Raw genomic sequence first — 26,748 nt, 5'->3', positions numbered from 1 at the left:
AATGGCGCAATACACGAAAGAGCCAAGACGAATGACACGACTGAGATTGCGACCGTCTTCGGTAACCCTCGCGGCTTTGGCCGCCCTTTTTGCAGCGCCCCATGGGGCGTCCGCTATGGAGCTGTTTCCTCACCGTGCGGTCTACGATCTCGTATCCAGCGGCCAGCCGAGTTCGGATTTCGACTCGATCGACGGGCGTATCGTGGTTGAGGTCAAGCACGACAGCTGCGATGCCTACGAACTGGAATATCGGTTCGTCGCCCGGTTTGTCGGCAATCAGGAGCTGATCGTCGTCGACCAACAGATCGAACTCGACGAGGCGATCGACGGCAAGACGCTGGAATTCTCCAACGTATCGACGGTGGACGGCCTGCGCGATCAGGCCTCGATCGGCAAGGCGACGACGGGCGGCGGCAAGACCGAGGTGCGCTACGATCAGCCATCGGACAAGACGGTGGAGATCGGAGCGGCATCCTTCCCGATCTCGCACACGCGCAATCTTATCGAGGCGGCGAAGAAGGGTGAGTTCGTCTACGAGGCGCAGATATTCGACGGCGATCCCGAAGCCGAAAAGCAGACCCGTTCGACATCGATTATCTCGGATATGCCCGACGAGCCGGAGGTCGCGAGCAAGGATAGCGAAGACGGCAAGGCGGCCGAGGACAAGACGGGCAGCGAAGTGCTGGCAGGCCTCGACCGCTGGCGGATCAGCGAAGCTTATTACGATGAAACGGATAATACGGATTCCGAACCCGATTTTTCGACCAGCTACACACTTTACGAGAACGGCGTTTCCGACGCGCTGACGATGAATTTCGACGGCTATAGCCTGACCGGTTCGATCAGCGAATTCACGCCGCTGCAGGCGGCCGACTGCTCCGGCGAGCCGGTTGAAAAATAGACGGCCACACTTCATATAGCAACGGCGTGCCGATAGCTTCGCGTCTTGCCTTCTTGGCCGAGATGGGGTACCGGCGCGCTCATTCCACACACGGGAACGGATTTTTGCGTGCTTCTGACAGAGCCGTGAAGCTCCACCGGTGGCGATTTTCGCTTCTCCCGTGCCAGGTCAAACCGGAAAAGGCAGGATAAATGGCACTTCCAGAGTATTCCATGCGCCAGCTTCTCGAAGCCGGCGTTCACTTCGGTCACCAGACTCACCGCTGGAACCCGAAAATGTCGCCGTACATATTCGGCGCGCGCAACAACATTCACATTCTTGATCTGGCGCAGACGGTTCCGCTTCTGCACCGCGCCCTGCAGGCCGTGTCGGACACGGTCGCCCGCGGTGGTCGCGTGCTCTTCGTCGGCACCAAGCGCCAGGCCTCGGACATCATCGCCGACGCTGCCCAGCGCTCGGCCCAGTACTACGTCAATGCCCGCTGGCTCGGCGGCATGATGACGAACTGGAAGACGATCTCGCACTCGATCAAGCGCCTGCGCACGCTCGACGAACTTCTTGCCGGCGAAGCCCAAGGCTTCACCAAGAAGGAGCGCCTGACGCTCACCCGCGAGCGCGACAAGCTCGAGACCGCACTCGGTGGCATCCGCGACATGGGCGGTGTGCCGGACATGATGTTCATCATCGACACCAACAAAGAGTCGATCGCGATCGACGAGGCGCGCCGCCTCGGCATTCCGGTCGTCGCTGTCGTCGATTCGAACTGCGATCCAGCCCGCGTCGACTACCCGATCCCGGGCAATGACGATGCTTCCCGCGCCATCGCGCTTTACTGCGATCTGATCGCCCGCGCAGCCGTCGACGGCATTGCCCGCCAGCAGGGCGACTCGGGCATGGATATCGGCGAGATGGAAGACGCTCCGGCGGAAGTCATCGAGGAAGCCAAGTCGGAAGCCGAGGTTCCGGCTGACCAGCCGGGCGAAGCTCCGGTCGAGGAACAGCCGGTTGGGCAGGCTGCCCAGACCGCCGCAACGCCGGCAGGCTGAACTCGAAGGCCCAAGCGGGCATTCGATGATTCTTTGAGGCGCGCGGCTGATTTTTGAACAGATCGGCCCGCCCCGCAAACATTGCGGCGCACCCGTTTAGCGAAACGTGGTGCGCCATTCATATCCAAAAAGGACGATGAGATGGCTATCACCGCTGGCATGGTGAAAGAACTGCGCGAGAAGACCGGCGCAGGCATGATGGACTGCAAGACCGCGTTGAACGAAAACAACGGCGACATGGAAGCAGCGATCGACTGGCTGCGCACGAAGGGTATTGCGAAGGCTGACAAGAAGTCTTCCCGCACGGCCGCTGAAGGCCTGATCGGTGTGGCTTCCGAGGGCGGCACGGCTGTGGTCGTCGAGGTGAATTCCGAGACCGACTTCGTCGCCCGCAACGATGCGTTCCAGGCGCTCGTCCGCAATGTCGCCGAGGTCGCCCTGTCGACTGATGGCACGGTTGAAGCTGTCTCGAATGCTGGCTACCCCGGCTCCGACAAGGCTGTCGGCGACACGATCAAGGACCTGATCGGCACGATCGGCGAGAACATGCAGCTCCGCCGTGCGGCTCAGCTCACCGTCGCGGACGGAGCTGTTGCGACCTACATCCATAATCAGGTGGCTGACGGCGTCGGCAAGCTGGGTGTTCTGGTCGCGATCGAGACCGATGCGGACAAGGAGAAGATGGCGGCTTTCGGTCGTCAGGTCGCGATGCACGTCGCGGCGACCAATCCGCTTGCGCTTTCGCCGGATCAGGTCGATGCCGACGTCGCCGAGCGTGAGAAGGCTATCTTCTCCGATCAGGCGCGCGCTTCCGGCAAGCCGGAGAACATCATCGAAAAGATGGTGGAAGGCCGGATGCGCAAGTTCTATGAGGAGGTCGCACTCCTGAAGCAGAACTTCGTCATCAATCCCGACCTCACGGTCGAGAAGGCGCTCGAAGAAGCGGCGAAGTCCGCTGGCGGCACCGCGAAGATCACCGGTTATGTCCGCTTTGCCCTCGGTGAAGGCATCGAGCGCGAAGAGAGCGACTTCGCTGCTGAAGTGGCGGCAGCAGCAGGTCGCTGAGACCCCCGCTAAAATCGATGAAATCCTGAAGGGCGTCCGCTTCACAAGCGGGCGCCCTTCCTGTATCGCAAGGGCCGCTTCCCGCGGCGCGACCGTGCGGAACGAGAAATTCAATGCGGCTTCCATTGCAGGGCGCGGCGTTTCATCCGGATGCGAAAAGCCGGTGCGAAGCGGCCGCCGCCAGCGCGAGCGAGTGAACCATGGCGTCAGGCATCAAATATCGGCGGATCCTCTTAAAGGTGTCCGGCGAGGCGTTGATGGGCGATCAGGGGTTCGGAATCGACGTTTCCGTGGCGGACCGCATTGCCGCTGACATTCGCGAAGCCCGCGAGCTTGGCGTCGATATCTCGATCGTCATCGGTGGCGGCAACATCTTCCGCGGTGTCGCCGTGGCCTCGAAGGGCGGCGACCGCGTGACCGGCGATCACATGGGTATGCTGGCGACCGTCATCAACGCGCTGGCGCTGAGAACCTCTCTCGTTAAGATGGGTGTCGATGCGGTGGTGCTTTCCGCAATCGCGATGCCGGAGATCTGCGAGAGCTTCTCGCAGCTGAAGGCGCTTGCGCACCAGGCAGCTGGCCGCGTCGTGATCTTCGCCGGCGGCACAGGTAATCCGTTCTTTACTACTGATTCCGCCGGCGCGTTGCGCGCGGCTGAAATGGGTGCGGCGGCGCTCTTCAAGGCGACGCAGGTCGACGGCATCTATTCCGCCGATCCGAAGAAGAACCCGGATGCGGTTCGCTACGACCATCTCACCCATGACGACGTGCTGAACCAGGGACTCGCCGTCATGGATGTAGCCGCGGTGGCGCTGACGCGGGAGAATAAAATTCCTATCGTCGTCTTCTCCATCCACGAGAAGGGCGAACTGGCGCGTATATTGTCAGGGGGAGGGCGCTCGACCATCGTCAATGACTGACATGGCGGCGAGGAAACTCCGAACTAGAATGAATATGGGAGCGGCGCGATGGCCGATTTTGACTTCGACGATATGAAACGACGCATGGACGGGGCGATCCAGTCCTTCAAGGGCGATCTGGCCGGTCTGCGGACCGGGCGCGCCTCGCCGAACCTGCTCGATCCGGTCATGGTCGATGCCTATGGCACGCAGATGCCGATCAATCAGGTCGCCAATATCTCGGTTCCCGAAGCGCGCCTCGTGAGCGTGACGGTTTGGGACAAGCAAATGGTTGGTAAGGTCGAGCGTGCAATTCGCGAGAGCAATCTTGGCCTCAATCCGGTGACCGACGGGACGACGCTCCGTATCCCGCTGCCGGAGCTCAACGAGCAGCGGCGTAAGGAACTGGTGAAGGTTGCCCAGCAATATGCCGAACAGGCAAAGGTTGCCGTCCGTCACGTTCGCCGCGATGGCATGGACAGCCTGAAGAAAATGGAAAAGGACGGCGACATCGGCCAGGACGACAACCGGCAGATGTCCGAACAGGTCCAGAAGATGACGGACGACGCGGTGAGCGAGATCGACAAGACACTCGCCGCGAAGGAACAAGAGATCATGCAGGTCTAGCCGGTTTTGTCCGGGATCGAATGAGACCTGAACCGAATCGAGAAGGATCGAGCCCCGTGCGACATCCCCGACACGTCGCCATCATCATGGACGGCAATGGACGCTGGGCGCGGGCTCGAGGGCTGCCGCGCAGCGTCGGCCATCGCCGTGGTGTGGAGGCCGTTCGGGCGACGGTGAGAGCGGCCGGCGAACTCGGTATCCAATACCTGACACTGTTCGCCTTTTCATCCGAGAACTGGAGCCGTCCACCCGAAGAGGTCGATGAGCTTCTTGGCCTGTTGAAGATGTTCATTCGACGCGATCTCGCCGATCTTCACAAAGAAGGCGTCCGGGTCAGGATCGTCGGGGCCCGCGAAAATCTCCAGCCGGATATCCTGTCGCTTCTCGAAGAGGCAGAAAACCTCACGCAGCACAACGACCGTCAGACTCTTGTTGTCGCGTTCAACTATGGTGCGCGCGACGAGATCGCCCGCGCGGTGAAGGCGATCGCTCACAAAGTCGCCGCCGGCGAACTAGACGCGAATACAGTCGACGATGAAGCGGTGACTGCGCATCTCGATACGGTAGGCATTCCCGATCCCGATCTCATTATCCGCACCAGCGGCGAGATTCGGCTCTCGAATTTCCTACTCTGGCAGGCGGCCTATTCCGAATTCGTCTTCATGCCGATGAACTGGCCGGAATTCGACAGAGATGCTCTGGAAGCAGCAATCGGGGAATACGCCTCGCGCGACCGTCGGTTCGGGGGATTGTCCCGCGAAATCGCATCCTAATTGATCCTGGATGGCAGAGCTGATCAACCGCCTCAAGGCGATCAAGACCTGGGGCGACCTCAAATCGCGCGTTCTGTCGGCGATCCTTCTTATCATTCTGGTTGTCGTCCTGACGGTGATCGGCGGCTTCCCATTCCGGATTCTGTGCGCCGTCATTGGCGTCATCGTCTTCGACGAGTGGTCACGGATCACGAGATCGTCTCGGCGGGCGGGGCCGATCCATCCGTTCGCGAAGCGCTGTCTTTATCTGACCCTGCTCTTGTTTCTCTTCGGACTCAACGGAATCGCGCTCGCCGTTCTCGGCGCGGGCATGGCCTTCATCGCCTTCGTAGACCGCAACGAGCGGCGAGCGGTCTGGACACTCGGAGGCCTACTTTATGCAGCGCTTGCCTCACTGCCTCTCGGCTTTCTGCGATCGGACGATCTGACCGGACTGATAGCGATCGGATTTGTCGCGATCATCGTATGGGCGACGGATATCTTCGCCTATTTCACCGGCCGCAGTATCGGCGGGCCGAAACTCATGCGCTCGATCTCGCCCAACAAGACGATTTCCGGTGCACTCGGCGGGCTGGCAGCCGGCGTGATCTTTGCCGCAATCTATCTCGCCATCGTCGCCCCCGAGGTGAATTTCGCACTCCTGGCGCTGGCGTCGGGGCTCTCGTTCCTAGGACAGTGCGGCGATCTCTTCGAATCCTGGATAAAGCGGCGTTTCGGCGTGAAGGATGCCGGCCGGATCATCCCGGGCCATGGCGGTGTCATGGACCGGATCGACGCGCTGATCTTCGCCGCGGCCGCCGCATTTCTGGTCGGAGCACTCAATGGCGACTTCTTTGAGCCCGCTCTCGGCCTTTTCGGCCAATGACGCTTTCGAAGTTATTCCAGGATCGCTAGAAAGCGGCTCATCGGCGCAATCGAATTTTACGTGACGATGATGTAAGCGTCGACGCACGCCACGCGTTTCAGCCGGCCTTCGCGTGTCTTCCGTCCGAAAGCGCCATGACCTGGCAGGCATGGTCATGATGGTGGCTAGTTTCGGGCATTAAAACTGAGCCATAAGGGTATGACGCTACGGCGACAATCCTTCGAGCCTCGGCTCACACGGGATCATGAGGAGTCTTCGATGGAAAACGGGATCGGTCTGGGAGCGCTCTGGAATGGCGGTCTCATCTATATCATTCCGTTCCTGTTCGTCCTGACGATCATCGTCTTCTTCCACGAACTCGGCCATTATCTCGTCGGACGCTGGAGCGGAATTCGCTCCCTCGCTTTTTCCGTCGGTTTCGGACCGGAGCTATTCGGGGTGACTGACAGGCGTGGCACCCGGTGGAAGCTTTCGGCCATTCCGCTCGGCGGCTATGTCAAGTTTTTCGGTGATGAGAGTGCGGCGTCGACGCCAGACCGCGAGGCGGTCGATGCGATGACGGACGCAGAGCGACGCGAGGCCTTCCCGACCGCATCGGTCGGCCGGCGTGCCGCGACCGTCGCGGCGGGACCCATCGCCAACTTTATCCTGGCGATCGTGATCTTTGCCGGCGTTGCCTTCGTAAACGGTCGGACGGTCGCCGATCCGATCGTCGCGGATGTCGTCGCCGACTCGCCTGCTGAGGCTGCGGGTTTCGAGGCCGGTGATCTGATCAAGGCGATCGACGGTCAAACAGTTACGTATTTCTCGGATCTCCAGAATTATGTCAGCGGACACGGCGAAAATCCGATCGTCGTCACGGTCGATCGCGACGGCCGTTCGTTGCAGCTCGATGTGACCCCGAAGATCGAGGAACGCGACGACGGTTTCGGCAAGACCTACAACATACCGGTCATCGGGCTGATCGCGAGCGGCGAAGCGTCGGCCTTCCGCACCGAGGAATTGGGACCTATCCAGGCGGTCGGTTATGGCGTGGAGCAGACATGGTTCGTCACCACGCGGACCGTACACTTCATCGGACAGGTGATTACGGGTGGGCAGAATGCCGATCAGATCGGCGGTCCGATCCGCATCGCGCAGGTTTCGGGCGAGGTTTCCAATCTAGGCCTTGGCGCGCTGCTCAATCTGGCCGCTCTGCTTTCGGTCTCGATCGGATTGTTGAACCTGTTGCCGATTCCCATGCTCGATGGTGGCCATCTCCTGTTCTATGCCTTCGAAGCGATCCGCGGGCGCCCACTAAGCGAGGGCGTTCAGGAAGTCGGGTTCCGGATCGGTCTCGGCCTCGTCATGATGTTGATGGTGTTTGCTTTCTGGAACGATCTCTCAGGGCTGACTTGACGGACTCCCTGCGACGAGGGGCTTAAGCATTGGTTCACCATGACCAAAGCACCCGTGTTGTGAGAGCAACGCCGTTTCCAAAACGTCAACGGACTTGGGCGAGTTTGCTTGCGTGGCATGACGAAGTGGATACAAAAGGCCCGATGTCCGCGAGTGATGACCAATGGTCAATGACGGGAAGGTATGTGAGTCTATGAAGGCTGGACAAAACAAACTGCGAGCCTCGCTCTCGGCTGCATGTTCGACGGCAGCTTTGGCGCTGGCCGTTGTCGGTTTGCAGGCAGCTTCGATCAGTCTCGCCGAAGCCGCCGTCGTCAACCGAATCGACGTGCGCGGCAATTCCCGAGTCGAAGCCTCGACGATCCGCAGCTTCAGCCAGATCCAGACAGGCACGAACGTGACCGAAGCCGATCAGGACGCGATCGTCCAGCGGCTCTTCTCGACCGGCATGTTCTCGGATGTGCGCGTCAGCCAGTCCGGCGGTACTCTGATCATCGACGTTTCCGAGAACGCCGTCGTCAATCAGGTTCTTTTCCAGGGCAATTCCAAGCTGAAGGACGAGCAGCTCGACACCCTCGTTCAGACCAATCCGAGCAGCGCCTTTTCGCAGAGCCAGGTCGATGCCGATGTGCAGCGCATTCGCGAGGCCTATGCCAATATCGGCCGCAGCGACGCCCTCGTGAACGCGCAGGTCCAGCGACTTGGTCAGGGCCGCGTCAACGTCATCTATACGATGCAGGAAGGTGACCGCACGAAGGTCGCGCAGATCAACTTCGTCGGCAATAACTTCTACGGCGATTCGCGCCTCAAGCAGGTGATCGCGCTTCGCGAGAGCGGCATTCTGAGCTGGCTCCAGCGCAACGATGTCTATTCCGAAGAGGGACTGCGCTCCGACGAAGAGAAGCTGCGCCGCTTCTACTATAACCGCGGTTTCGCCGATTTCCGGATCATCTCCGCGAATGCCCAGCTCGACCCGGAGCGCAACGCTTATTTCGTCACCTTCACGGTCGACGAGGGTGAGCGCTACACCTTCGGCAACATCACGATCGACTCGACGATCGCCGAGGTTGACTCCGAAGCACTCTACAGCGAACTCGAAACCGATGCCGGCGAGGTTTACAGCGCCGAAGACGTCGAAGAATCCATCGTCAATCTCACCGATCGTCTCGCCGGTTCGGGCTTTGCTTTCGCGCAGGTTACGCCGCGCGGCAATCGCGACTTCGCGAGCCGCACGATCGGCGTCAATTACGTGATCGACCAGGGGCCGCGCGCCTATGTCGATCGCATCGAGATCCGTGGTAACGAGAAAACCCGCGACTACGTCATCCGTCGTGAGTTCGATGTTTCCGAAGGTGACGCCTTCAATCAGGTCCTGATCCAGCGCGCCAAGCAGCGTCTGGAAGATCTCGGTTATTTCGAAACGGTCAACGTCTCCACCGCGCCGGGCGCTGAGCCCGACCGTGTGATCGTTATCATCGACGTCGTCGAGAAGCCGACGGGCGAGCTCTCCATCGGTGGTGGTTATACGACCGGCGGCGACAGCGAGGGGCCGGTTGCCGAGATCGGCGTAACCGAGCGCAATTTCCTCGGGCGTGGTCAGTTCATCAAGGTTTCGGCCGGTTTCGGTGCCGAATCGCGCAGCTACAATCTGTCCTTCACCGAACCGTACTTCCTCGGTCAGCGCCTTGCCGTCGGCTTTGACATCTATCGTTCCGAATCGACCGCCGGCGATTACGATACGATGCGCACCGGCGGTGATATTCGCGTTGCGGCGCCGATCACCGAGAATCTGACTGCTCAGGTCGCCTATAACTACAAGGAAGAAGAGTTCGGCGACGATATCGGTCTCGATCTTCCCCAGCCCGACAATGGCAACCGTTTTGAAGATGCCGATGGCGATCCGATCCGCAGCACCTGCGGAAATCCGAATCCGGCGGCCTTCGTTAACGCCTTCGGCGTCAACGTCGTAGACGACAACAACGATGTCGCGCGCGCTCCGAACTTCACCGATTCGCCGATCATCAACGAGGCGATCTGCGACAGCCCGTACTCGACGTCTTCGGTATCGTACTCGCTTGTCTACAACACGCTGGACAATTCCCAGCAGCCGCGGGAAGGCTTCTTCCTCCAGGCAGGGCAGGAATATGCGGGTCTCGGCGGCGACGCTGAGTTCCTGAAGACGACCGGTAAGGCGAGCGCGTTCACGCTGATCAGCGAAGAATACGATCTGATCGGTTCGGTCTCAGCAACCGGTGGTCATGTGACCACGATCGGTGGCGACGACCTGCGTGTCTTCGACAACTTCTTCAAGGGCAAGGATCTTGTCCGAGGCTTTGAATCGAAGGGTCTCGGTCCGCGCCAGAACGGCGTCTCGATTGGTGGTACGCAATATGCCGGAGCGCAGGCAGAGGCGACGTTCCCGCTGCCCCTCCTGTCTCGCGATCTTGGCTTCCGCGGTGCGCTCTTTGCGGATGCCGGCACGCTCTGGGGTAGCCAGTTCGAGAACGTCGCCGGTGTCGTCGGTACAGATGCATCGCTTCGCGCATCGGTTGGTGTCGGCCTGATCTGGGATTCGCCCTTCGGTCCGCTTCGCGTCAATTACGCCGAGCCGCTCGCGAAGGAAGACTTCGACGAAACGGAAGAATTCTCCTTCGGCTTCTCCTCGCGCTTCTAAAGCGCTAAGGACACATCATGCGAACGCGGCCGTTTCGCTTTGCGAAGCGGCCGCTTACGTTTGGTGGAACAGATGATTGAGGTTGGGAAGGCGTCATGGCTGCAGCCGAATTCTTCCCTCGCGGTGATGGAAAGACGATCGCTGAGATCGCGGAATTTCTAGGCGCCGAGATTCGCAACGCTCCCCACTGGGACCGGCGTATTACAGGAATTGCTTCGCTGGACGAGGCAGGCCCCGACGACATCGCGTTCTTCGACAATGTCCGATATGCCGATAACCTGCATTCGACGCGGGCTGGATGCGTCATCCTCTCCGAGCGCTACGGTTCCCGAGGCGTTCCGGAAGGAACCGCTGCCCTTGTAACGAAGCGGGCAGACCAGGCTTTCGCGAGCATCGGACGCATCCTGTTTCCCTCTGCGCTCGCTCCTCAAGCGATTTCCGGCGAAACGAGCGTTTCCGACCGCGCCTCCGTCGATGCGTCGGCACGGCTTGAGGCTGGCGTCATCGTCGAGCCGTTCGCGGTAATCGGGCCCGATGTAGAGATCGGGTCCGGCACGATTATCGGGGCCAATACCACCGTTGCGTCAGGATGCCGGATCGGGCGAGACTGCCGCATCGGCGCGAATGTTTCCCTGTCTCATACGCTGATCGGCAATCGGGTCATTATCCATCCGGGCGTGCGGTCCGGTCAGGACGGTTTCGGCTATGTGGCTGGGCGGCGAGGGCTGGAAAAGACGGTCCAGATCGGCCGCGTCGTCATTCAGGATGAGGTGGAAATCGGCGCCAATACGACGATCGACCGTGGCGCGATTCGCGACACGATCATCGGCGAGGGTACGAAGATCGACAATCAAGTTCAGGTCGCCCACAACGTCGTCATCGGACGGCATTGCGTTATTGTCGGCCAGGTCGGGCTTTCAGGCAGCTGCACGCTGGAGGACGGCGTGATGATCGGCGGTCAGTCCGGCGTCAACGGCCACGTCACGGTTGGGCGGGGAGCCCAGATTGCAGCTGTGTCCACCGTTCAGGGCGATGTGCCTCCCGGCGCGCGATGGGGCGGTGTGCCGGCAAAACCCGTGAAGGAATGGTTCCGTGAGATCATGACGGTCACGGAATTGGCGAAGAAGAGACGATCCGCAGGAAACAGAGATGAGTGACGCGCCCAAGGTGCTGGAAAGCGCCGATGTTATGAAAATCATGGAGGTGCTGCCGCACCGCTACCCGTTCCTGATGGTCGACCGGATCATCGAGATCGATGGCGACCGGTCGGCGATCGGCATCAAGAACGTGACCGCGAACGAGCCGCATTTCATGGGGCATTTCCCCGGTAATCCGGTGATGCCGGGCGTCCTGATCATCGAAGGCATGGCTCAGACGGCAGGCGCGATCTGCACCATGAGCAAGGGTGAGACGAAGCCGGCCGTCGTCTATTTCATGACGATCGACAACGCCAAGTTCCGCAAGCCCGTGGTTCCAGGCGACCGCCTCGAATATCACTGCGTCCAGTCGAAGAAGCGCGGCAATATCTGGAAATTCGATTGCATCGCGAAGGTGGACGGTGCGAAAGTTGCCGAGGCGACGGTCAGCGCGATGCTCGTACCACACGAAGAGGTCGCATGACCCAGCAGAGCGAGATCGGCGAGACGTCGATTCACCCGACATCGGTCATTGAGGACGGGGCGGATATCGGACCCGGCTGCGAAATCGGCCCGTTCTGCCATGTCGGGCCTCAGGTGCGGCTGGGTGCAGGCTCGCGTCTGCGGTCCCATGTCATCCTCTGGGGCAATACCGAGATCGGCGAGAACGCGCAGATCTGGCCATTTGCCTCCATCGGCCACGCGCCGCAGCATCTGAAATATCGCGGCGAGGACACCCGGCTGATCATCGGCAAGAATGCGCTGATCCGCGAGCATGTCACGATGAATCCTGGCACGATTCAGGGCCATTCGGAAACGCGGATCGGTGACAACTGCTCGTTTTTCACGGGCGCGCATGTCGCGCACGACTGCATTGTCGGGAACAATGTCACGCTGATCAACAATGTGATGCTGGCCGGCCATTGCACCGTTGGGGACTTCGCGACCATTGCCGGTGGTTCAGGTATTCACCAGTTCACCCGTGTCGGTCATCATGCCTATATCGGCGGTCTCGCCGCGGTTGAGGGCGACGTGATTCCGTTCGGCATGGTGCTCGGAAACCGCGCCTATCTCTCGGGTCTCAACGTGATCGGCATGAAACGCGCCGGCTTCAACCGCGATGCTGTGCGCAATGTGCGGCGCGCCTATCGTATGCTTTTCTCCTTCGACCAGACCTTCAAGGAGAACCTCGACGAGGTGACCCAGGAGTTCCCGGAAGACCCGCTGGTCAATGACGTTCTCGGCTTCATCCGCTCCGGCGGCGACCGTTCGCTCTGTACGCCGCGTCACGCGCCGAGTGCCTGACGGAAAGATGGACGAGGGCCCGCGCGAGCGTCTGGGGATCGTTGCGGGCGGTGGTGGATTGCCGATGATCGTCGCCAATGCCGCGATCGAAAAGGGCATGGAGCCGATATTCGCGCTTTTCTCCGATGGCCTGACGAATGCTTCCATCGAGGGCCATTCCCGCTCTTTCTCATGGGGACGAACGGGCGATGCGATTGAATGGCTGAAGGCCGAGGGTGCCCGAAAGCTGGTCTTCTGCGGGACGATTTCGAGCCGTCCGGATTTCCGGTCGATCCTGCCGTCTCTCAAGACACTGAAACGTCTGCCGCGCGCCTTCAGGATCGTGAAGGGCGGGGACGACAGGCTGCTCCGAAATCTTTCTCGCTATCTCGAAAGCGAAGGCTTCGATCTTTTGCCAGTCCAGGCGATCGCGCCGGAACTGCTTGCGCCTGAAGGTGTGATGACCGTACGAGCACCGAATGCCGAAGAGGAAGCGGCCCTTTCACTTGCACATCGGGCTGCGACGGCGCTCGGCGTCCTCGACGCGGGGCAGGCAGTGATAGCGTCGAACGAACGGATCATCGCCATGGAGGGGATCGAGGGAACGCGTGCGATGATGCGTCGGGTCGCCGAATATCGGGCCGCTCGAAAGATCGGGCGTGGCGAGCGGCTCGCGCTGGTCAAGGCTGTGAAGCCGGAGCAGGATCGGCGTTTTGACCTGCCGAGCATCGGCGTCCAGACGATTGACGATGCGGAAGCCGCCGGTATCACCGCGATTGGTGTGTCGGCTCGGGAAAGCCTGATCCTCGGTCTGGACGACGTACTCGACCGGGCGAACCACGCCGGGCTCGCGATCAAGGGGTTGGTCGGCCAGCATATAGCGGATGGTGAGACGCCATGACTAAGATCGCCTTCATCGTGGGCGAACCCTCCGGCGACCGGATCGGCGCCGATCTCATCGCTCATCTCAGAACGAAGCTCGACGACCGGTTGGAAGTCTTCGGTCTCGGCGGTGAAGCGATGGAAGCGGAGGGGCTTCAAAGCCTCTTCGACATCGAGGAACTCTCGATCATCGGCATCGGCGCCATCGTAGCGCGTCTGCCGCAGTTGATGCGCCGGGTTTCACAGACAGCGAAGGCGGTGATCGACGCGGAGCCGGACGCGCTTGTCGTGATTGACAGCCCGACGTTTTCGCATCGGATCGCCAAGAGGCTGCGCAAGGCGAAACCGCACATCCCCATCATCAACTACATTCCGCCGACGGTCTGGGCGTGGCGCGAGGAGCGCGCTGAGAAAATGCGTGGTTACATCGATTACGCGATCTGCACCTTCCCGTTCGAGCCGGATTTCTACAAGCGGCTGAATGGCCCGCCGGCGACTTATGTCGGCCATCCGATTCTGACGGAGCCGCATCTAGCGCCGCTTCTGGATATGCCGCTCGGGACAAGGCCGCCGAACAATCCGCCGCGTTTGATCATTCTGCCAGGATCGCGACGCGGGGAAATCGATCGGCTGCTCGATGATTTCGGCAAGACCTTCCAGCGGCTGAACGAGATGCTGCCCGGCATCGAAGGCGCCATCCCGACATTGCCGCGCCATCGGGCGCGAATCGAGACCGAAGTTTTCAAGTGGAAGCATCAGCCGAAGATCGTCACCGGCCATGACGAGCGGTGGGCTGCCTTCGCTTCGGCGGACGCCGCGCTTGCAGCTTCAGGAACGGTGTCGCTGGAACTGGCGCTTGCGGGCATTCCGATGGCACTCGCCTATCGCCTCGATCCGATCGGCTACCGCTTCCGCCATCTGATCACGGCCTGGACGGCGGCACTGCCGAATTTCATTGCCGGCCATCCACTCGTGCCGGAGCACTTCCACGAGATCGTGCGGCCCGAGCATCTGGCGCGGCGGATGGAGCGCCTGCTCACCGACACGCCGGAGCGCCGCGCGCAGATCGAGGGCTTCAAGGACATCCGCGACAAGATGACGATCGACCGCGCGCCCGGCGAGGCGGCGGCTGAGATCGTTCTGCGAATGTTGCGATAAACAGGGCCTTCTTATCCCTGCGGTAGACGCGGCTTCTTCGCCGCAATGTCGGGATGCTCTTCGAAGAAGCGGTTCGCCCAGCCGACGAGCTTGGGTGCGTCCTTCGCGGCCTTGCCTTCGAAGCGCAGGTCCATCCAGCTGACGAGGGCGGCGAGGGCGCAGTGGCCGAGGCCAACATCCTCGCCGAGGTCCTCCAGATGCTCTTCGAGCCATTTCAGTCCACGGTCCGCCTTACCCATCTGGCGGTCGGTCCAGGCGGAATGGCGCTTTTCTTCGGGACGATAGCGGACCTCGTAGACGCAGAGGGCCAATGCATCGGTCACGCCGGTGACCGCGGCATCGAAGGTTCTGATCTTCCGGAAGCCCTCGACGGTTTGCGGGATCAACTGATTGCCGGTCATGCGGTCGAGGACCTCGCAGATAACCGAGCTGTCGAAGACGGCCTCTCCATTATCGAGGATCAGGGCCGGGACTTTGCCGAGCGGATTGTTGGCGTTGAGAAGGTCCGAATTGTCGATGAAATCGACAGTCTCGATGTCCAGGTCGATGCCGGCGACGACGCCGGCCATCCGAACCTTGGCAACGAATGGCGAAGCAGGTGCACCCAAGAGCCGCATGGTCGATCTCCTCCAGGCCGGGCAATCGCCGGCGCGTGTTCACTGATTAGGAGCGAGCGACGGCATCCCTCTCGCGCTCGCCTTTCGGGGAGAGAGGATAGGGAGCGGGACCGGAGCGTAAAGCGGAAAGTCCGATCGGCCTATTTCGAAACGTAACCGTATCCGGTGCGAGCTTCCGGCGGGAAGCGGCGCAGCGACTGGCAGTTCGCGCCGTAGACATGCCATTCGTCGAGACCGAGGACACATCCTTCGGCTCGCCAGGATTTGACCGGCGAGAACATGCCGACCCAGCCGCCTGCGGCCGCATACCCCATCGGATGCTCGATGATGTAGTAGATCGTGCGGCGTTGATGGTCGGAGATCAGCGCCGTGCCCTGGCACCAGCGACGCTCGATCGGCTGGGGCGAGGGGATCTGGTCCGCCAAAATCTGCGGCGCGTAAGCCTTCTCGTGCATGTTCGAGAATTCGAGGATTTCGAGCTTGGCCTCCAGCACCCGCGGGGCGCCATACTCGAACTGATCCTCGACCTCGGCGAGAACATCCGGATTGTCGCAATAAGGTACGAGCGCTTCGACCCGTGGAGCAGGAGCCATCTGAAGGTCGGCGGCAGCTGCGCTGCCGGCCAGTGCGCTCAGAGCCATCGCTGCTGCAAGAAATCCGGTGGTGATCTGACGCATCGGTCCGTCCATTCGCTGATCCGCAATCTTCTGAAGACGATAGCATGCGTGAGGGGCGTCATGCGGCGTCGAACTGGCTTACTTGAGCTTAAAAACTCGGCCTGTTGCTGATCCGTCTCGCTCGAGAGCCGGAAGGAGCCGATCGACGATCGTCTGTGCTTCGTCTGCAAATACGAATGGAGGATTGATGACGGCGAGACCCGTTCCCAGAAAACTTTCGGTCTCAGCTTCCTCTGCGGAGATCCGGGCCTCGACCGACAATGCTTCGTCCGGTGCCATGGCTGCGATGCCCGAAAGCAGCTTTTCCACGAGCGCTTTGCGCTTGATCGGATACCAGACTGCGTAGATGCCGCCGCGCCAGCGGGCGAGGGCCTTTTCCAGTCCTGTAAGGATATCGTCCACTTCGCTCGTCTTCTCGAAAGGCGGATCGATCAGAACGAGGCCGCGCTTTTCCTTCGGTGGCAAGTGGGCACCGAGGGCGAGCCAGCCGTCGAGTGCGATTGCCTTCACCTGAACGTCGCCGGCGAAGAGCTCGCGGAGCGCGATGCCATCCTCGGGGTGAAGCTCGTAGGCTGACAATCGATCGGTCTCGCGAAGGCAGCGGCGCGCGATGAGCGGTGAGCCGGGATAAAAGCCATTCACCAGATCAGGCTCGATTGCGTCGAAGTAGTCGGCGAGCAGCGGTACGTTTCTTAGCTCTGCGTTTGCCGTGATCTTCAGGATGCCCGCTTGCGACTCGCCGGTCCGGGACGCTTCGCTGGAATTGAGGTCGTAGCGGCCACGGCCAGCATGGGTATCGAACACGCGGAAAGGCTTATCCTTACGCTTCATATAGGCAATCAGCCGCGTCAGCAGGGCGTGTTTGACCACATCCGCGAAGTTTCCGGCGTGAAAGGCGTGGCGATAGTTCAAGCAAATGCTCCGAATGTCGGGAAACCGTCCCGCAAACCTTAGCGCCTCAAGACGAGTGGTTCCCGCTTTTGCACGGATGGCTACGCTGCGTTCAAGGCCCTGGCAGAGGGGGCGAGGCAGACCACATCCTTTTCAAACAGAACCGTGCACTGCACAATCAAACCAAGTGGAGGCTTGAAATGGCTACTCCGAAACTCTTTGAACCTTTCGATCTCGGGCCGAACCGGCTCGCCAACCGCGTTGTCATGGCGCCGCTGACCCGCTCGCGCGCCGACGATGTCGATACGCCAAAGGACATGCACGTAACCTATTACCGCGAGCGTGCGGGAGCGGGGCTCATCATTTCCGAGGCGACGCAGATTTCCAAGGAAGGCAAGGGCTATGCCTGGACGCCCGGCATCTACGCGGACGCCCATGTCCGCGCCTGGAAGCGCGTCACCGATGCGGTGCATGCTGAGGGCGGCAAGATCTTCATGCAGCTCTGGCATGTCGGGCGAATTTCGCATCCCGACCTGCAGGACGGTGGTGCGCTCCCCGTCGCGCCGTCGGCGGTGAAACCCGAGGGCAAAGCCTTCACGGAGGATGGCTTCAAGGACATCCCGACGCCGCGCGCTCTTGAAAAGGACGAGCTGCCGCGCGTCATCGAGGACTATGTGAAGGCCGCCGAGAATGCCAAGGCTGCCGGCTTCGACGGCGTGGAGGTCCATTCGGCCAATGGGTACCTGCTCGACCAGTTCCTGCGCGACAGCACGAACAAGCGCGAGGACGAATATGGCGGCTCGATCGAAAACCGTATGCGATTCCCGCTGGAGGTCGTCGATGCAATCGTGAAGGTCTGGGGACCGGAACGCGTTGGTATCCGCATTTCGCCGGTCAGCGGAGCAAACGATATCGAGGATTCAGATCCCGAAAGCCTGTTCACGGCTTATGCTCAGGCACTGGGGGAGCGAAAGCTGGCCTATCTCCATGCTGTTGAAGGGCAGCTTCGTGCCGATCGCGATGTCGGACCCTTCGACACGGATACGTTGAAGGACGTGTTCGGCGGCATCTACATGGGCAATAATGGATATGACGAAAACATCGCATCCGACCGCCTGGAATCGGGCAAGATCGACCTCGTCTGCTTCGGTCGTCCGTTCATCTCGAACCCCGATTTCGTGACCCGGCTGAAGCTTGGTGCACCGCTGAACGAATGGGACGAGAGCACCTTCTACGGCGGCGACGAGAAGGGATATATCGACTATCCTGCGCTGAGCGATGAGGAAAAGGCGCGGTTCGCAAACGCCGCCTGATCGCGGCGTCGGCCATCGTTCGACCAAAAATGATGTGGGTGTCGCTCTGGCGCCAGCACAGGAAAAGGCATCGCGACGACCGTCGTGGTGCCTTTTTCGCGATCTGGCTGAACAATTCCGTGAATGGGCCGAATTGCATGGGTGCCGGTAAGTTGGGCGAAAGTGTCTCGGTCTACTCTTGCGCGGTCAGGACGCGGTCCGGTTCCGCGTCGAGCGTCTCGCGAGCATGTCATGTTAACGACTTTCAGCACCTATCAGCTTTATACGCGCGATTCCGCGCGGACGATGGAGCGGATCGCGGCCGATCCGGTCAACAAACGGGAAGCGGAGTATTACCGGGCGAATATCGGAAACGTCACGACGCTCGACGAGTTCATGGACGACTACCGGCTCTATTCCTACGCCATGACGGCGTTCGGAATGGCCGATCAGATCGATTCGCGCGGTCTTATCAGGAAGGTTCTGGAGAGCGATCTTTCCGATCCGAAAAGCCTTGCGAACAAGCTCGCCGACGAGCGCTATCGCGATCTTGCGAAGGCCTTCAACTTTCAGCCCACGGAAGAGGCGAAAGAGCCGTCGGCGCAGATGGTGTCTCAGCTCGACCGAACGGTCGATGCATACAGCACCTCTAGCGTTTCAGCTGCGAACGCTCTCAAATCTCAGATCGACAACTACCGAACCAAGCTCAACGAAGTTTCAAATGTCGACGAGTTTCTGAAGTCGGACGTTCTATACAAGACCGCGATGTCCGCTGCCGGTCTGGACGAGTCACTTTTTCTGAAGAGCTATATTCGCTCGGTTCTTGTCGGCGAGGTCGATCTTGGCACGCTGGAGGATTGGAAAAAGAGTCCGGGCACCTTTGGGATGAAGCGGGCGCTCGCGGAACTTCAGGGAATGTTCAATTTCGAGGCCGACGGTTCGGTGGGCGCATCGGGGCTGCAGTCAGAACTGGAAGTCAACGACACGATCAATTCCCTGTATGAAAACAAGGGACTTCTGGGAACACTTGCTTCGACCAATAACGACATCGAATATTGGAATTTGCGCGCCGACAGCATCACGACAGCCGATCAGCTCACTCAGGATCCCCGCATGCTGCAGGTCGCCTTGCGGTCCTTCGGAATCGATGCGGATATCCAGTCGTCGACCTTCGTCTACCAAATATTGACGAGCGATCCTGCCGATCCGGACAGCAAACTGAACAAGATGCCTGAAGGAACAGAGCTTCAAAAGACGATCAAACAGCAATACGCGGCCTTCCGCAATGCATTTCAGTTTGCTGCAGACGGTTCTCTCGCTTCCGGTGCGACGTCGATGCAGACTGAAGCGGCGGAACACAGCATGCTCAATGACTTTGTGGAGAAAAACAGCGCGCGGACCGGCTCCAGGAACCGTATGGCGACAATCGACTACAAGGTTGCCATCAGTGACGTTCGTACAACCGCTCAATTCATCCGCGATCCGCGCGTCTTCGAGTACGCGCTGAAAGCATTCGGCATCGATCCGCAGAGCGTTTCCAAGACGGATATCGTCAAGGTTCTGCGTAGCGATCCGGGTGACCCGAATTCCTTCGCGGTCAAGAGCAAGGATCCGCGTTTCCTGGAGCTTGCGAAGGCGTTTAACTTCGGCACCGACGGCAAGATCATGACGCGCCGCGTCGCGCAAGAGTCGAGCGAAGTGAAGGACACGATCGATCGTTATGCCGACAGCTTTGGCTTTGACGGCAAAAAGAGCGAACTAGACAAACTACTCATTGCGAACGAAACCAGTGACTATCGCTTCGCTATAAACGATGTCGCCTCGGTCGAGGATTTCGTCTCGAACAAGACTCTCGTTTCGTATGTTACGCGGGCCTTTGACATCGAGGACCTCAAACTCACAAAAGAGGAACTCACCGCGATCCTGACGAGCGATATCGATGATCCGGAAAGCGCTGTGAACGTTCGCGACGACGAACGGCTGCGCGAATTGAGATTTGCTTTTGCATTCAACACGAACGGCGGCTTGCGCGAACCGGAAACGGCGGTGCAGTCGAAGCGTAATCTCCTGAAGATCGAGGACAATTATCTTCGGCAGATGCTGGAAGAAGAGGCCGGTTCCCAGAACGACGGTGTACGTCTCGCACTCTATTTCAAGCGCATGGCTGGGGACATCAAGAACACCTATGAAATTCTGGCCGATCCCAGGCTCATCAAGGTCGTTCAGACCGCAATCGGGTTGCCTGCGGAGTCCGGACAGGCTGATCTCGAAATCCAGAAGCGCACGATTGAGAAACGCCTCGATGTCAAGACTCTGAAGGACCCAGAGCACCTCTCACGTTTCATCAATCGTTTCCTGGCGATGTATGACACCGAAAATGGCGGCGGTGGCGCGGCCAATCCTGCGCTTGCCCTCTTCAATTCCGGCGGAGGCGGTGGTGGCGGTGGTCTGCTTGGAATGCTGTAGGGCCGCAGTTTCATAGCTCGGCAATCAGGAAGCCCTCGAGCCTCGAGCTGCGAACGCGTTTCGACATCGATTTTCAGCTTGCGCGCCAGCTGCGCACTCGCAATCGGCGGGTTGGGCCGATAAACCTGTTCATATGAACAAGCCGCTTCCTGCCTCCCTTGGGCATTCCGCATGTCCGCATGACTGTCCGTCCACCTGCGCGCTCGATGTCGAAATCGGCGTGGATGGCCGCGTCGGGCGTGTGCGCGGCGCAAGGGAGAACAGCTATACGGCGGGCGTGATCTGCGCCAAGGTCGCGCGCTATGCCGAGCGGCTCTATCATCCGCACCGCTTGATGAACCCCCTTCAGCGGGTCGGCGAAAAGGGCGGCGGTGATTGGCGGGCGATCTGCTGGGAGGACGCGCTCGATCTCATCGCCGAGCGGTTCGTTTCCGCCGAGCAGCGCTTCGGGTCCGAGACCGTCTGGCCCTATTTCTATGCCGGAACGATGGGCCTTATCCAGCGCGACGGCATTAAGCGCCTGACCCACGCCAAGCGCTACTCCAATCAGTTCTCGTCCATCTGCACCAACATGGCCTGGACCGGCTGGGCGATGGGAGCGGGTGCGCTGCGCGGTGCCGATCCGCGCGAGATCGCGAAGTCGGATTGCGTCGTGATCTGGGGCACAAATGCGGTGGCGACGCAGGTCAACGTGATGACTCACGCCGCGAAAGCCCGGAAGGATCGCGGCGCGAAGATCGTCGTGATCGACATCTACGACAACGCGACCATGCAACAGGCTGATCTTGCCCTCAAGCTGAAGCCTGGCACGGATGCCGCGCTTGCCTGCGCACTGATGCATATCGCCTTTCGTGACGGGACGGCCGACCGCGCCTATCTGGAGCGCTACACCGACGATCCAGCGGGCCTCGAATTCCATTTGAAGACGCGAGGGCCGGACTGGGCGTCGGGGATCACCGGGCTATCTGTCGACGAGATCGAGGCCTTCGCCACACTGATCGGCGCGACGAAGCGGACCTTCTTCCGGCTCGGCTACGGCTTTACCCGCCAGCGCAACGGTACGGCTGCCATGCATGCCGCGCTTTCGGTGCCGGCGGTCTACGGCCACTGGCAATACGAGGGCGGCGGCGCGTTTCATTCCAACAGCGGCATCTTCGGCGTGGACTCCTCGCTGGCGACCGGTGCCGAGCATCTCGATCCCTCCATCCGCCATCTCGACCAGAGCCGCCTCGGCGCGGTGCTTGCCGGGGAGGCAGACGCGCTCCACGGCGGGCCGCCGGTGACGGCGATGCTCGTCCAGAACACCAATCCGGCCAATGTCTGCCCCGACCAGCGCAAGGTGGTTGCGGGCCTGAAGCGTGAGGACCTGTTCCTTGCGGTCCACGAGCAGTTCATGACGGACACGGCAAAGCTCGCTGATCTTGTCATCCCAGCGACGATGTTTCTGGAGCATGACGACATTTATCGGGGCGGCGGGCAGAGCCATATTGTGCTTGGACCAAAGCTCGTAGAGCCGCCGGAGACGGTGCGGACGAACCATTTTGTCGTCGAAGAACTCGCGAAGCGGCTCGGTGTCGCGGATCGGACGGGCTTCGGCCTGACAGAGCGCGATCTGATCGACGATCTTCTGGTGCGTTCGAATCTCGAACGGGATTTCAGCGATCTGTCCGACGACAAGTGGATCGATAAGGCGGTCTCCTTCGATGAGGCGCATTTCCTGAACGGCTTCGGTTTCGGGGACGGCAAGTTCCGCTTCCGTCCGGATTGGACGGGAACGCCCGCACCGAACCGCCCGCCGGAGTCCATCGGCGTTCTCGGTGAACATCGGCGGCTCCCGACCTTCCCAGATCATGTGGAGCTGATCGAAATCGGGGACGCGGAACACCCCTATAAGCTCGCGACTTCGCCCGCGCGTCAGTTCCTGAATTCCACTTTCGCAGAGACAAAAGGATCGCGAGAGCGCGAGGGCGGCCCAGTGCTGATGGTCCACCCGGATGACGCTGCGCGCGAAGGTCTTGAAGAGGGCACAGTGGTGAGGATTGGCAATCCGCGCGGCGAAGTGCGGCTCGCTGTCAAGATCGCCGATGCGGTGAAGCCGGGCGTCCTCGTCCACGAGGGGCTCTGGGCGAATTCGGACTTCCTGGACGGGGAGGGCATCAACACGCTCACCGGTGCCGATCCCGTCGCGCCTTATGGCGGCGTGGCTTTTCACGATACCAAGGTGTGGCTGCGGGCAGGCTGAGTAGGTGCCGCTGGTCGACACTTACCGGTCAGGCGGAGTCCAGTCGGCGGGCGGCGCGTTGCGTTGTTTGAGGCGTAACGCAAGCCCGATCGCGACGCCCGCACCGATCGCAATCGAAAGATCGGCAAACACTGTTAGCAGAAGCGTCTGCGCGATGAGGTAGCGATCCGATGGCCGCGCGGCGAAACGGGCTCCCCATCGATGGGGCTCGCTCATGTTCCAGGCCGTGACGATCAAAAGAGCCGCCAGGGCGGGCAGAGCCAGCTGGCCGACGAGCGGCGCGAAGAGCATCATTGCGGCGAGAACCGCCACAGCGTGGACGATGCCCGCCACCGGCGTCTTGCCACCAGCCCGGATATTCGTCGCAGTCCGCGCGATCGCACCCGTCGCGGGAAGCCCCCCGAAGAGGGCCGAGCCGATATTGGCGGCACCCTGGGCGATGACTTCGGCATTCGGGCGGTGGTGGTCTTCGATCATCCGGTCTGCGACCATGGCAGAGAGCAGCGACTCGACGCCCGCCAGAAAGGCGATGACCAAGGCTGAGGGCAGGAGTTCGACGAGCCGATCGACCGAGATGGACGGGAGTTGCGGCATCGGTAGCGACGATGGAAGCTCGCCGAAGCTCGAAGCGATCGTCGCGACATCGAGATTGAAGAACGCTGCCGCGCCGGACGTCAGCGCCACGGCGACGATCGCGCCAGGAAAAGCAGGAGCGATGCGTCGGATGACGACGATCAGGATAGCTGTTGCGACGCCAACACCGGCCGCAGCGAGGCTCGCCGTCTCTCTTGCCGCGAAGAGGGCAGCCATCTTCGGCACGAAATCGGCAGGCAGTGAAGAGACGTCGAGACCGAAAAAATCCTTTAGCTGACTGGCGGCGATGATGACGGCAATGCCGACCGTGAAGCCGTCGATCACTGCTTCAGGTACATGCGCGACAAGCGATCCGGCCCGTAGAAAACCTGCGATGAGAAGGATGACGCCTGCCATCAGCGTGGCGAGAACCAGCCCGTCATAGCCGTGCTCGGCGATAATCGCGAAGACGACGACGATGAAGGCCCCGGTCGGCCCCCCAATCTGGACGCGGCTGCCGCCAAGAAGCGAGATGATGAACCCCGCGACCACTGCCGTCACAAGACCGACCGCTGGCGTCGCGCCGGAGGCGATCGCAATCGCGATCGAAAGCGGCAGTGCGACCATCGCCACCGTCCCGCCCGCGATCAGGTCGGAGAGGAATAGGCGCCCCGTATAGGTGGGCAAGGTCGTCAGTATTTTCGGCTTCACGCCAGTACCCCTCCGCGCCGTGTCGGTCGCAAGGCCCAGACTGTTTCGACAAAAAGGATCGGCTTACGCCGGTCAAGTATCCGTGATCTGAACGGACCGTCCGATCACATCAGAAAACATGCCGCACGACGTAACCGAAGGCTGCGTTGTCAGCCGTGGTTCATAAGTGCGATCAGGCTTCCGGCATACCCCGCTTGATGTCGATTGGGGCGATCACTGCATAGGTGCCCCAGATGTCTTGGCGGTAATGCCGGCTTCCGTCAGTGTGGTGAAAAGCACGATCGCGCCGGTCAGCCAGCATGGTGATGCTGAAGACGTATTCCAGGAAGCCGTATGAGGGCGGATGGCCCGCGATCGCATCGCGTCGTGATAGAAATTGCTCAGCGGCGTTCCGGTGCGGGCGCTCAGGACGACAGCGAGAAGGATGCAGACCGCCGAAAGAACGATTGGAGCAACCCACCAGAGCGGGATGATGCGGATTGTCGGAAAATGCGATTTCCACTGAGCTGAACTCATTGACCGCTCTTCTTGCGGCAGCGGCAGCGTCAGCGCTTGGCCGTTCTTAGACCCGAATTTCGAGACTGCGCAAGAATACCGTCATCAAACTGCCATGGCAGCGCCGAAGCCACCTTCGGATCGGGATCGGTCATTTCGGGTAAAATGCGCCGAAGAAACTCAACCACGCCTTGCGTCTGGCGAAACGAGGATAGCGGCGCCATCAGCCGTGCGCGTCGGATCAGCGTCGGCGTTCTCGACAGCCTTGTGGATCACACGCCCGCCTGAAAGGCGCACTTGGCCGTTCAGGACGAGGCTCAACGCGTGGGGATAGAGCCGGTGCTCGGCGCGCAGGAGCCGGTCGGCAAGCGTATCGGGCGTGTCATCCGGCTCGATTGCGATCGCGGCCTGCGCGATGATCGGGCCTTCATCCATTCCCTCGGTCACGTAATGCACCGTGCAGCCATGGACGCGCATGCCTGCGTTCAGCGCACGGGCGTGGGTATCGAGACCGGGAAAAAGCGGCAGTAGCGAGGGATGGATGTTGATCATCCGGCCGGCAAAGTGGCGCACGAAGCCGGGCGTCAGGAGCCGCATATAGCCGGCGAGACAGATGATGTCTGGTTTCAGCGTATCGAGTTCTGCTTTCACAGCCGCATCGTGAGCTTCGCGGTCGGGAAAGTCCCTGTGGTCGATTGCGCGGGCGGGAATATCGTAGCGCTTCGCGGTTTCGAGCCCTTGAGCATCGGGCCTGTTCGAAATCACGCCCACGATCCGGCCGGGATAGCTCGGGTTCATGCAGGCGGCGATCAGTGCACTCATGTTCGAGCCGCGCCCGGAGATGAGTACGACAATGCGTTTCAGATCGCTTGCGGCGTTCACAGCGCCAGCTCGCCGTTGAAGGTGACGGCTTCGCCCTTGTTCTGAAGCACGCGACCGAGCAGGACCACTTGTTCACCGACTGATTGCAACATGGCACTGACGGCCGCTGCTTCCCCTTCGGCGACGACGAGCGCCATGCCGACCCCGCAATTGAAGGTGCGCAGCATTTCGGCCGCTTCCAGCTTGCCTTCGTTCGCAAGCCAGCCGAAGACCGGGGGAACGGGAACCCGGTTGAGATCGAGATCGGCGCGCAGATTATCCGGAAGGACTCGCGGAATGTTCTCGACGAAGCCGCCGCCGGTGATGTGCGCCAGCGCTTTAACCGCATGGGTCTTGGCAAAGACTTCGAGAAGCGGCTTTACATAAATGCGCGTCGGTTCGAGCAGGGCATCGCCGAGCGATCTGTCACCATCGAAGGGCGCGGCATCGCCGTAGGAGGCGCCGGCCCGCTCGACGATACGCCGTACGAGCGAATAGCCGTTCGAATGAACGCCGGAAGAGGTTAGGCCGAGGATCACGTCGCCTTGCGCGATGTCTCCCGATGGAAGCAGACGGTCGCGCTCCACGGCGCCTACCGAGAAGCCTGCGAGATCGTAGTCGTCACCCGCGTAGAGACCCGGCATCTCGGCCGTCTCGCCGCCGATCAGCGCGCATCCGGCCTGCCGGCAGCCCTCGGCGATGCCTTTGACGATCGCCTCGCCCTGGGCTGGGTCCAGCTTGCCGGTGGCAAAGTAGTCGAGGAAGAAGAGCGGCTCGGCGCCCTGGACGACGAGGTCGTTGACGCACATCGCCACGAGATCGACGCCGATCGTGTCGTGCCTGTTTGCTTCGATCGCGACACGAAGCTTGGTGCCGACGCCGTCGTTCGCCGCGACCAACAGCGGATCGCTCATGCCGAGCGCTTTCAGGTCGAAGAGACCGCCGAAACCACCGATCTCGCCGTCTGCGCCGGTGCGTCGTGTGGAGCGCACGTGCGGTTTGATCCGTTGGACCAGGTCGTTGCCCGCGTCGATATCGACACCGGCATCGCGATAGGTGAGGGGCGTTTGGTCGGCCATCGTCGTAGTCCTCGTTTGCCGCTCCAGTGCCACGGAAGCGCGTGGCCGGGCAAGCCGATGTGCGTTGCAGCATATAATGCGCGCGCGAAAAGCCTGAGGATATCCGGCGGGCTGTTGGCTTCGCGTCCAAAATTTG

General features: G+C 60.9%; 24 protein-coding genes. 17 read left to right on the top strand and 7 right to left on the bottom strand.

Going from position 1 to position 26,748, the window contains the following annotated elements; translation table 11 throughout:
- Window positions 1-31 precede the first annotated feature (31 nt).
- From ABRA89_RS08690 to lpxB, 14 genes are all read left to right on the top strand, one after another.
- Complete coding sequence (locus ABRA89_RS08690) at window positions 32-901, top strand: EipB family protein (protein ID WP_349941068.1); 870 nt, start codon at window positions 32-34, stop codon at window positions 899-901.
- Window positions 902-1,092: 191 nt separating this feature from the next.
- Window positions 1,093-1,947, top strand: coding sequence for a 30S ribosomal protein S2 (rpsB, locus tag ABRA89_RS08685; RefSeq protein ID WP_349941067.1), 855 nt, complete (start codon window positions 1,093-1,095; stop codon window positions 1,945-1,947).
- Window positions 1,948-2,088: 141 nt separating this feature from the next.
- Window positions 2,089-3,012: a translation elongation factor Ts gene (tsf, locus tag ABRA89_RS08680; RefSeq protein ID WP_349941066.1), complete on the top strand. Its 924-nt coding sequence runs from the start codon at window positions 2,089-2,091 to the stop codon at window positions 3,010-3,012.
- Between the two features lie 200 nt (window positions 3,013-3,212).
- Window positions 3,213-3,932 carry a UMP kinase gene (pyrH, locus tag ABRA89_RS08675; protein ID WP_349941065.1) on the top strand — a complete coding sequence of 240 codons (720 nt, stop codon included), beginning with the start codon at window positions 3,213-3,215 and terminating at the stop codon, window positions 3,930-3,932.
- Between the two features lie 48 nt (window positions 3,933-3,980).
- The gene (gene frr, locus ABRA89_RS08670) at window positions 3,981-4,538 is read left to right on the top strand and encodes a ribosome recycling factor (RefSeq protein WP_349941064.1); all 558 of its coding nucleotides are present in this window, start codon (window positions 3,981-3,983) and stop codon (window positions 4,536-4,538) included.
- 20 nt (window positions 4,539-4,558) lie between these two features.
- Window positions 4,559-5,311 (top strand): isoprenyl transferase, encoded by a 753-nt coding sequence (locus ABRA89_RS08665; protein ID WP_349941063.1) that lies wholly within the window; start codon window positions 4,559-4,561, stop codon window positions 5,309-5,311.
- Between the two features lie 10 nt (window positions 5,312-5,321).
- A complete protein-coding gene (locus ABRA89_RS08660; protein WP_349941062.1) occupies window positions 5,322-6,176 on the top strand; it encodes a phosphatidate cytidylyltransferase in 855 nt (284 codons plus the stop codon).
- Window positions 6,177-6,434: 258 nt separating this feature from the next.
- A complete protein-coding gene (rseP, locus tag ABRA89_RS08655) occupies window positions 6,435-7,574 on the top strand; it encodes an RIP metalloprotease RseP (RefSeq protein ID WP_349941061.1) in 1,140 nt (379 codons plus the stop codon).
- 193 nt (window positions 7,575-7,767) lie between these two features.
- Window positions 7,768-10,248, top strand: a complete 2,481-nt coding sequence (bamA, locus tag ABRA89_RS08650; RefSeq protein ID WP_349941060.1) for an outer membrane protein assembly factor BamA — start codon at window positions 7,768-7,770, stop codon at window positions 10,246-10,248.
- A gap of 95 nt (window positions 10,249-10,343) precedes the next feature.
- A complete protein-coding gene (gene lpxD, locus ABRA89_RS08645) occupies window positions 10,344-11,405 on the top strand; it encodes a UDP-3-O-(3-hydroxymyristoyl)glucosamine N-acyltransferase (protein ID WP_349941059.1) in 1,062 nt (353 codons plus the stop codon).
- The gene (gene fabZ / locus ABRA89_RS08640; RefSeq protein ID WP_349941058.1) at window positions 11,398-11,868 is read left to right on the top strand and encodes a 3-hydroxyacyl-ACP dehydratase FabZ; all 471 of its coding nucleotides are present in this window, start codon (window positions 11,398-11,400) and stop codon (window positions 11,866-11,868) included. The genes lpxD and fabZ overlap by 8 nt, the downstream gene beginning before the upstream one ends.
- Window positions 11,865-12,689, top strand: a complete 825-nt coding sequence (lpxA, locus tag ABRA89_RS08635) for an acyl-ACP--UDP-N-acetylglucosamine O-acyltransferase (RefSeq protein WP_349941057.1) — start codon at window positions 11,865-11,867, stop codon at window positions 12,687-12,689. The genes fabZ and lpxA overlap by 4 nt, the downstream gene beginning before the upstream one ends.
- Window positions 12,690-12,696: 7 nt before the next feature.
- The gene (locus tag ABRA89_RS08630) at window positions 12,697-13,569 is read left to right on the top strand and encodes an LpxI family protein (protein ID WP_349941056.1); all 873 of its coding nucleotides are present in this window, start codon (window positions 12,697-12,699) and stop codon (window positions 13,567-13,569) included.
- Window positions 13,566-14,708 carry a lipid-A-disaccharide synthase gene (lpxB, locus tag ABRA89_RS08625; RefSeq protein WP_349941055.1) on the top strand — a complete coding sequence of 381 codons (1,143 nt, stop codon included), beginning with the start codon at window positions 13,566-13,568 and terminating at the stop codon, window positions 14,706-14,708. The genes ABRA89_RS08630 and lpxB overlap by 4 nt, the downstream gene beginning before the upstream one ends.
- An 11-nt stretch (window positions 14,709-14,719) precedes the next feature.
- On the opposite strand, the gene ABRA89_RS08620 is transcribed toward lpxB, so the two are convergent.
- From ABRA89_RS08620 to ABRA89_RS08610, 3 genes are all read right to left on the bottom strand, one after another.
- A complete protein-coding gene (locus ABRA89_RS08620; RefSeq protein ID WP_349941054.1) occupies window positions 14,720-15,325 on the bottom strand; it encodes a glutathione S-transferase family protein in 606 nt (201 codons plus the stop codon).
- Between the two features lie 140 nt (window positions 15,326-15,465).
- Window positions 15,466-16,002: a hypothetical protein gene (locus ABRA89_RS08615; protein WP_349941053.1), complete on the bottom strand. Its 537-nt coding sequence runs from the start codon at window positions 16,000-16,002 to the stop codon at window positions 15,466-15,468.
- 78 nt (window positions 16,003-16,080) lie between these two features.
- Window positions 16,081-16,914: a 23S rRNA (adenine(2030)-N(6))-methyltransferase RlmJ gene (locus tag ABRA89_RS08610; protein ID WP_349941052.1), complete on the bottom strand. Its 834-nt coding sequence runs from the start codon at window positions 16,912-16,914 to the stop codon at window positions 16,081-16,083.
- 179 nt (window positions 16,915-17,093) lie between these two features.
- Between ABRA89_RS08610 and ABRA89_RS08605 the strand changes: the two genes are divergently transcribed.
- The 3 genes from ABRA89_RS08605 to ABRA89_RS08595 all read left to right on the top strand — a co-directional run bounded on the left by ABRA89_RS08605 (window position 17,094) and on the right by ABRA89_RS08595 (window position 22,893).
- Complete coding sequence (locus tag ABRA89_RS08605; RefSeq protein WP_349941051.1) at window positions 17,094-18,206, top strand: alkene reductase; 1,113 nt, start codon at window positions 17,094-17,096, stop codon at window positions 18,204-18,206.
- A 231-nt stretch (window positions 18,207-18,437) separates the two neighbouring features.
- Entirely contained in the window at window positions 18,438-20,651 is a 2,214-nt protein-coding gene (locus tag ABRA89_RS08600; protein WP_349941050.1) for a DUF1217 domain-containing protein, read from the top strand.
- A gap of 133 nt (window positions 20,652-20,784) precedes the next feature.
- Entirely contained in the window at window positions 20,785-22,893 is a 2,109-nt protein-coding gene (locus ABRA89_RS08595) for a molybdopterin oxidoreductase family protein (RefSeq protein ID WP_349941049.1), read from the top strand.
- A gap of 21 nt (window positions 22,894-22,914) precedes the next feature.
- Here the strand turns inward: ABRA89_RS08595 and ABRA89_RS08590 are convergent, their stop codons facing one another.
- The 4 genes from ABRA89_RS08590 to purM form a co-directional block, all read right to left on the bottom strand.
- Window positions 22,915-24,177 (bottom strand): SulP family inorganic anion transporter, encoded by a 1,263-nt coding sequence (locus ABRA89_RS08590; protein WP_349941048.1) that lies wholly within the window; start codon window positions 24,175-24,177, stop codon window positions 22,915-22,917.
- A gap of 213 nt (window positions 24,178-24,390) precedes the next feature.
- Window positions 24,391-24,693: a hypothetical protein gene (locus ABRA89_RS08585; protein ID WP_349941047.1), complete on the bottom strand. Its 303-nt coding sequence runs from the start codon at window positions 24,691-24,693 to the stop codon at window positions 24,391-24,393.
- A 159-nt stretch (window positions 24,694-24,852) separates the two neighbouring features.
- Window positions 24,853-25,494: a phosphoribosylglycinamide formyltransferase gene (gene purN / locus ABRA89_RS08580; protein WP_463671267.1), complete on the bottom strand. Its 642-nt coding sequence runs from the start codon at window positions 25,492-25,494 to the stop codon at window positions 24,853-24,855.
- A 56-nt stretch (window positions 25,495-25,550) separates the two neighbouring features.
- The gene (purM, locus tag ABRA89_RS08575; protein ID WP_349941045.1) at window positions 25,551-26,612 is read right to left on the bottom strand and encodes a phosphoribosylformylglycinamidine cyclo-ligase; all 1,062 of its coding nucleotides are present in this window, start codon (window positions 26,610-26,612) and stop codon (window positions 25,551-25,553) included.
- Window positions 26,613-26,748: the final 136 nt, after the last annotated feature.

Source organism: Fulvimarina thalattae (assembly GCF_040239565.1).
In the GTDB taxonomy this organism is placed as follows: Bacteria; Pseudomonadota; Alphaproteobacteria; order Rhizobiales; family Rhizobiaceae; genus Fulvimarina.
This window is presented reverse-complemented; position numbering and strand designations above follow the sequence as displayed.

Coding starts and splice junctions, on each gene's coding strand:
- ABRA89_RS08690 (WP_349941068.1), top strand. CDS start 32: ATGACACGACTGAGATTGCGACCGTCTTCGGTAACCCTCGCGGCTTTG.
- rpsB (WP_349941067.1), top strand. CDS start 1,093: ATGGCACTTCCAGAGTATTCCATGCGCCAGCTTCTCGAAGCCGGCGTT.
- tsf (WP_349941066.1), top strand. CDS start 2,089: ATGGCTATCACCGCTGGCATGGTGAAAGAACTGCGCGAGAAGACCGGC.
- pyrH (WP_349941065.1), top strand. CDS start 3,213: ATGGCGTCAGGCATCAAATATCGGCGGATCCTCTTAAAGGTGTCCGGC.
- frr (WP_349941064.1), top strand. CDS start 3,981: ATGGCCGATTTTGACTTCGACGATATGAAACGACGCATGGACGGGGCG.
- ABRA89_RS08665 (WP_349941063.1), top strand. CDS start 4,559: ATGAGACCTGAACCGAATCGAGAAGGATCGAGCCCCGTGCGACATCCC.
- ABRA89_RS08660 (WP_349941062.1), top strand. CDS start 5,322: ATGGCAGAGCTGATCAACCGCCTCAAGGCGATCAAGACCTGGGGCGAC.
- rseP (WP_349941061.1), top strand. CDS start 6,435: ATGGAAAACGGGATCGGTCTGGGAGCGCTCTGGAATGGCGGTCTCATC.
- bamA (WP_349941060.1), top strand. CDS start 7,768: ATGAAGGCTGGACAAAACAAACTGCGAGCCTCGCTCTCGGCTGCATGT.
- lpxD (WP_349941059.1), top strand. CDS start 10,344: ATGGCTGCAGCCGAATTCTTCCCTCGCGGTGATGGAAAGACGATCGCT.
- fabZ (WP_349941058.1), top strand. CDS start 11,398: ATGAGTGACGCGCCCAAGGTGCTGGAAAGCGCCGATGTTATGAAAATC.
- lpxA (WP_349941057.1), top strand. CDS start 11,865: ATGACCCAGCAGAGCGAGATCGGCGAGACGTCGATTCACCCGACATCG.
- ABRA89_RS08630 (WP_349941056.1), top strand. CDS start 12,697: ATGGACGAGGGCCCGCGCGAGCGTCTGGGGATCGTTGCGGGCGGTGGT.
- lpxB (WP_349941055.1), top strand. CDS start 13,566: ATGACTAAGATCGCCTTCATCGTGGGCGAACCCTCCGGCGACCGGATC.
- ABRA89_RS08620 (WP_349941054.1), bottom strand. CDS start 15,325: ATGCGGCTCTTGGGTGCACCTGCTTCGCCATTCGTTGCCAAGGTTCGG.
- ABRA89_RS08615 (WP_349941053.1), bottom strand. CDS start 16,002: ATGCGTCAGATCACCACCGGATTTCTTGCAGCAGCGATGGCTCTGAGC.
- ABRA89_RS08605 (WP_349941051.1), top strand. CDS start 17,094: ATGGCTACTCCGAAACTCTTTGAACCTTTCGATCTCGGGCCGAACCGG.
- ABRA89_RS08600 (WP_349941050.1), top strand. CDS start 18,438: ATGTTAACGACTTTCAGCACCTATCAGCTTTATACGCGCGATTCCGCG.
- ABRA89_RS08595 (WP_349941049.1), top strand. CDS start 20,785: ATGAACAAGCCGCTTCCTGCCTCCCTTGGGCATTCCGCATGTCCGCAT.
- ABRA89_RS08585 (WP_349941047.1), bottom strand. CDS start 24,693: ATGAGTTCAGCTCAGTGGAAATCGCATTTTCCGACAATCCGCATCATC.
- purN (WP_463671267.1), bottom strand. CDS start 25,494: ATGAGTGCACTGATCGCCGCCTGCATGAACCCGAGCTATCCCGGCCGG.
- purM (WP_349941045.1), bottom strand. CDS start 26,612: ATGGCCGACCAAACGCCCCTCACCTATCGCGATGCCGGTGTCGATATC.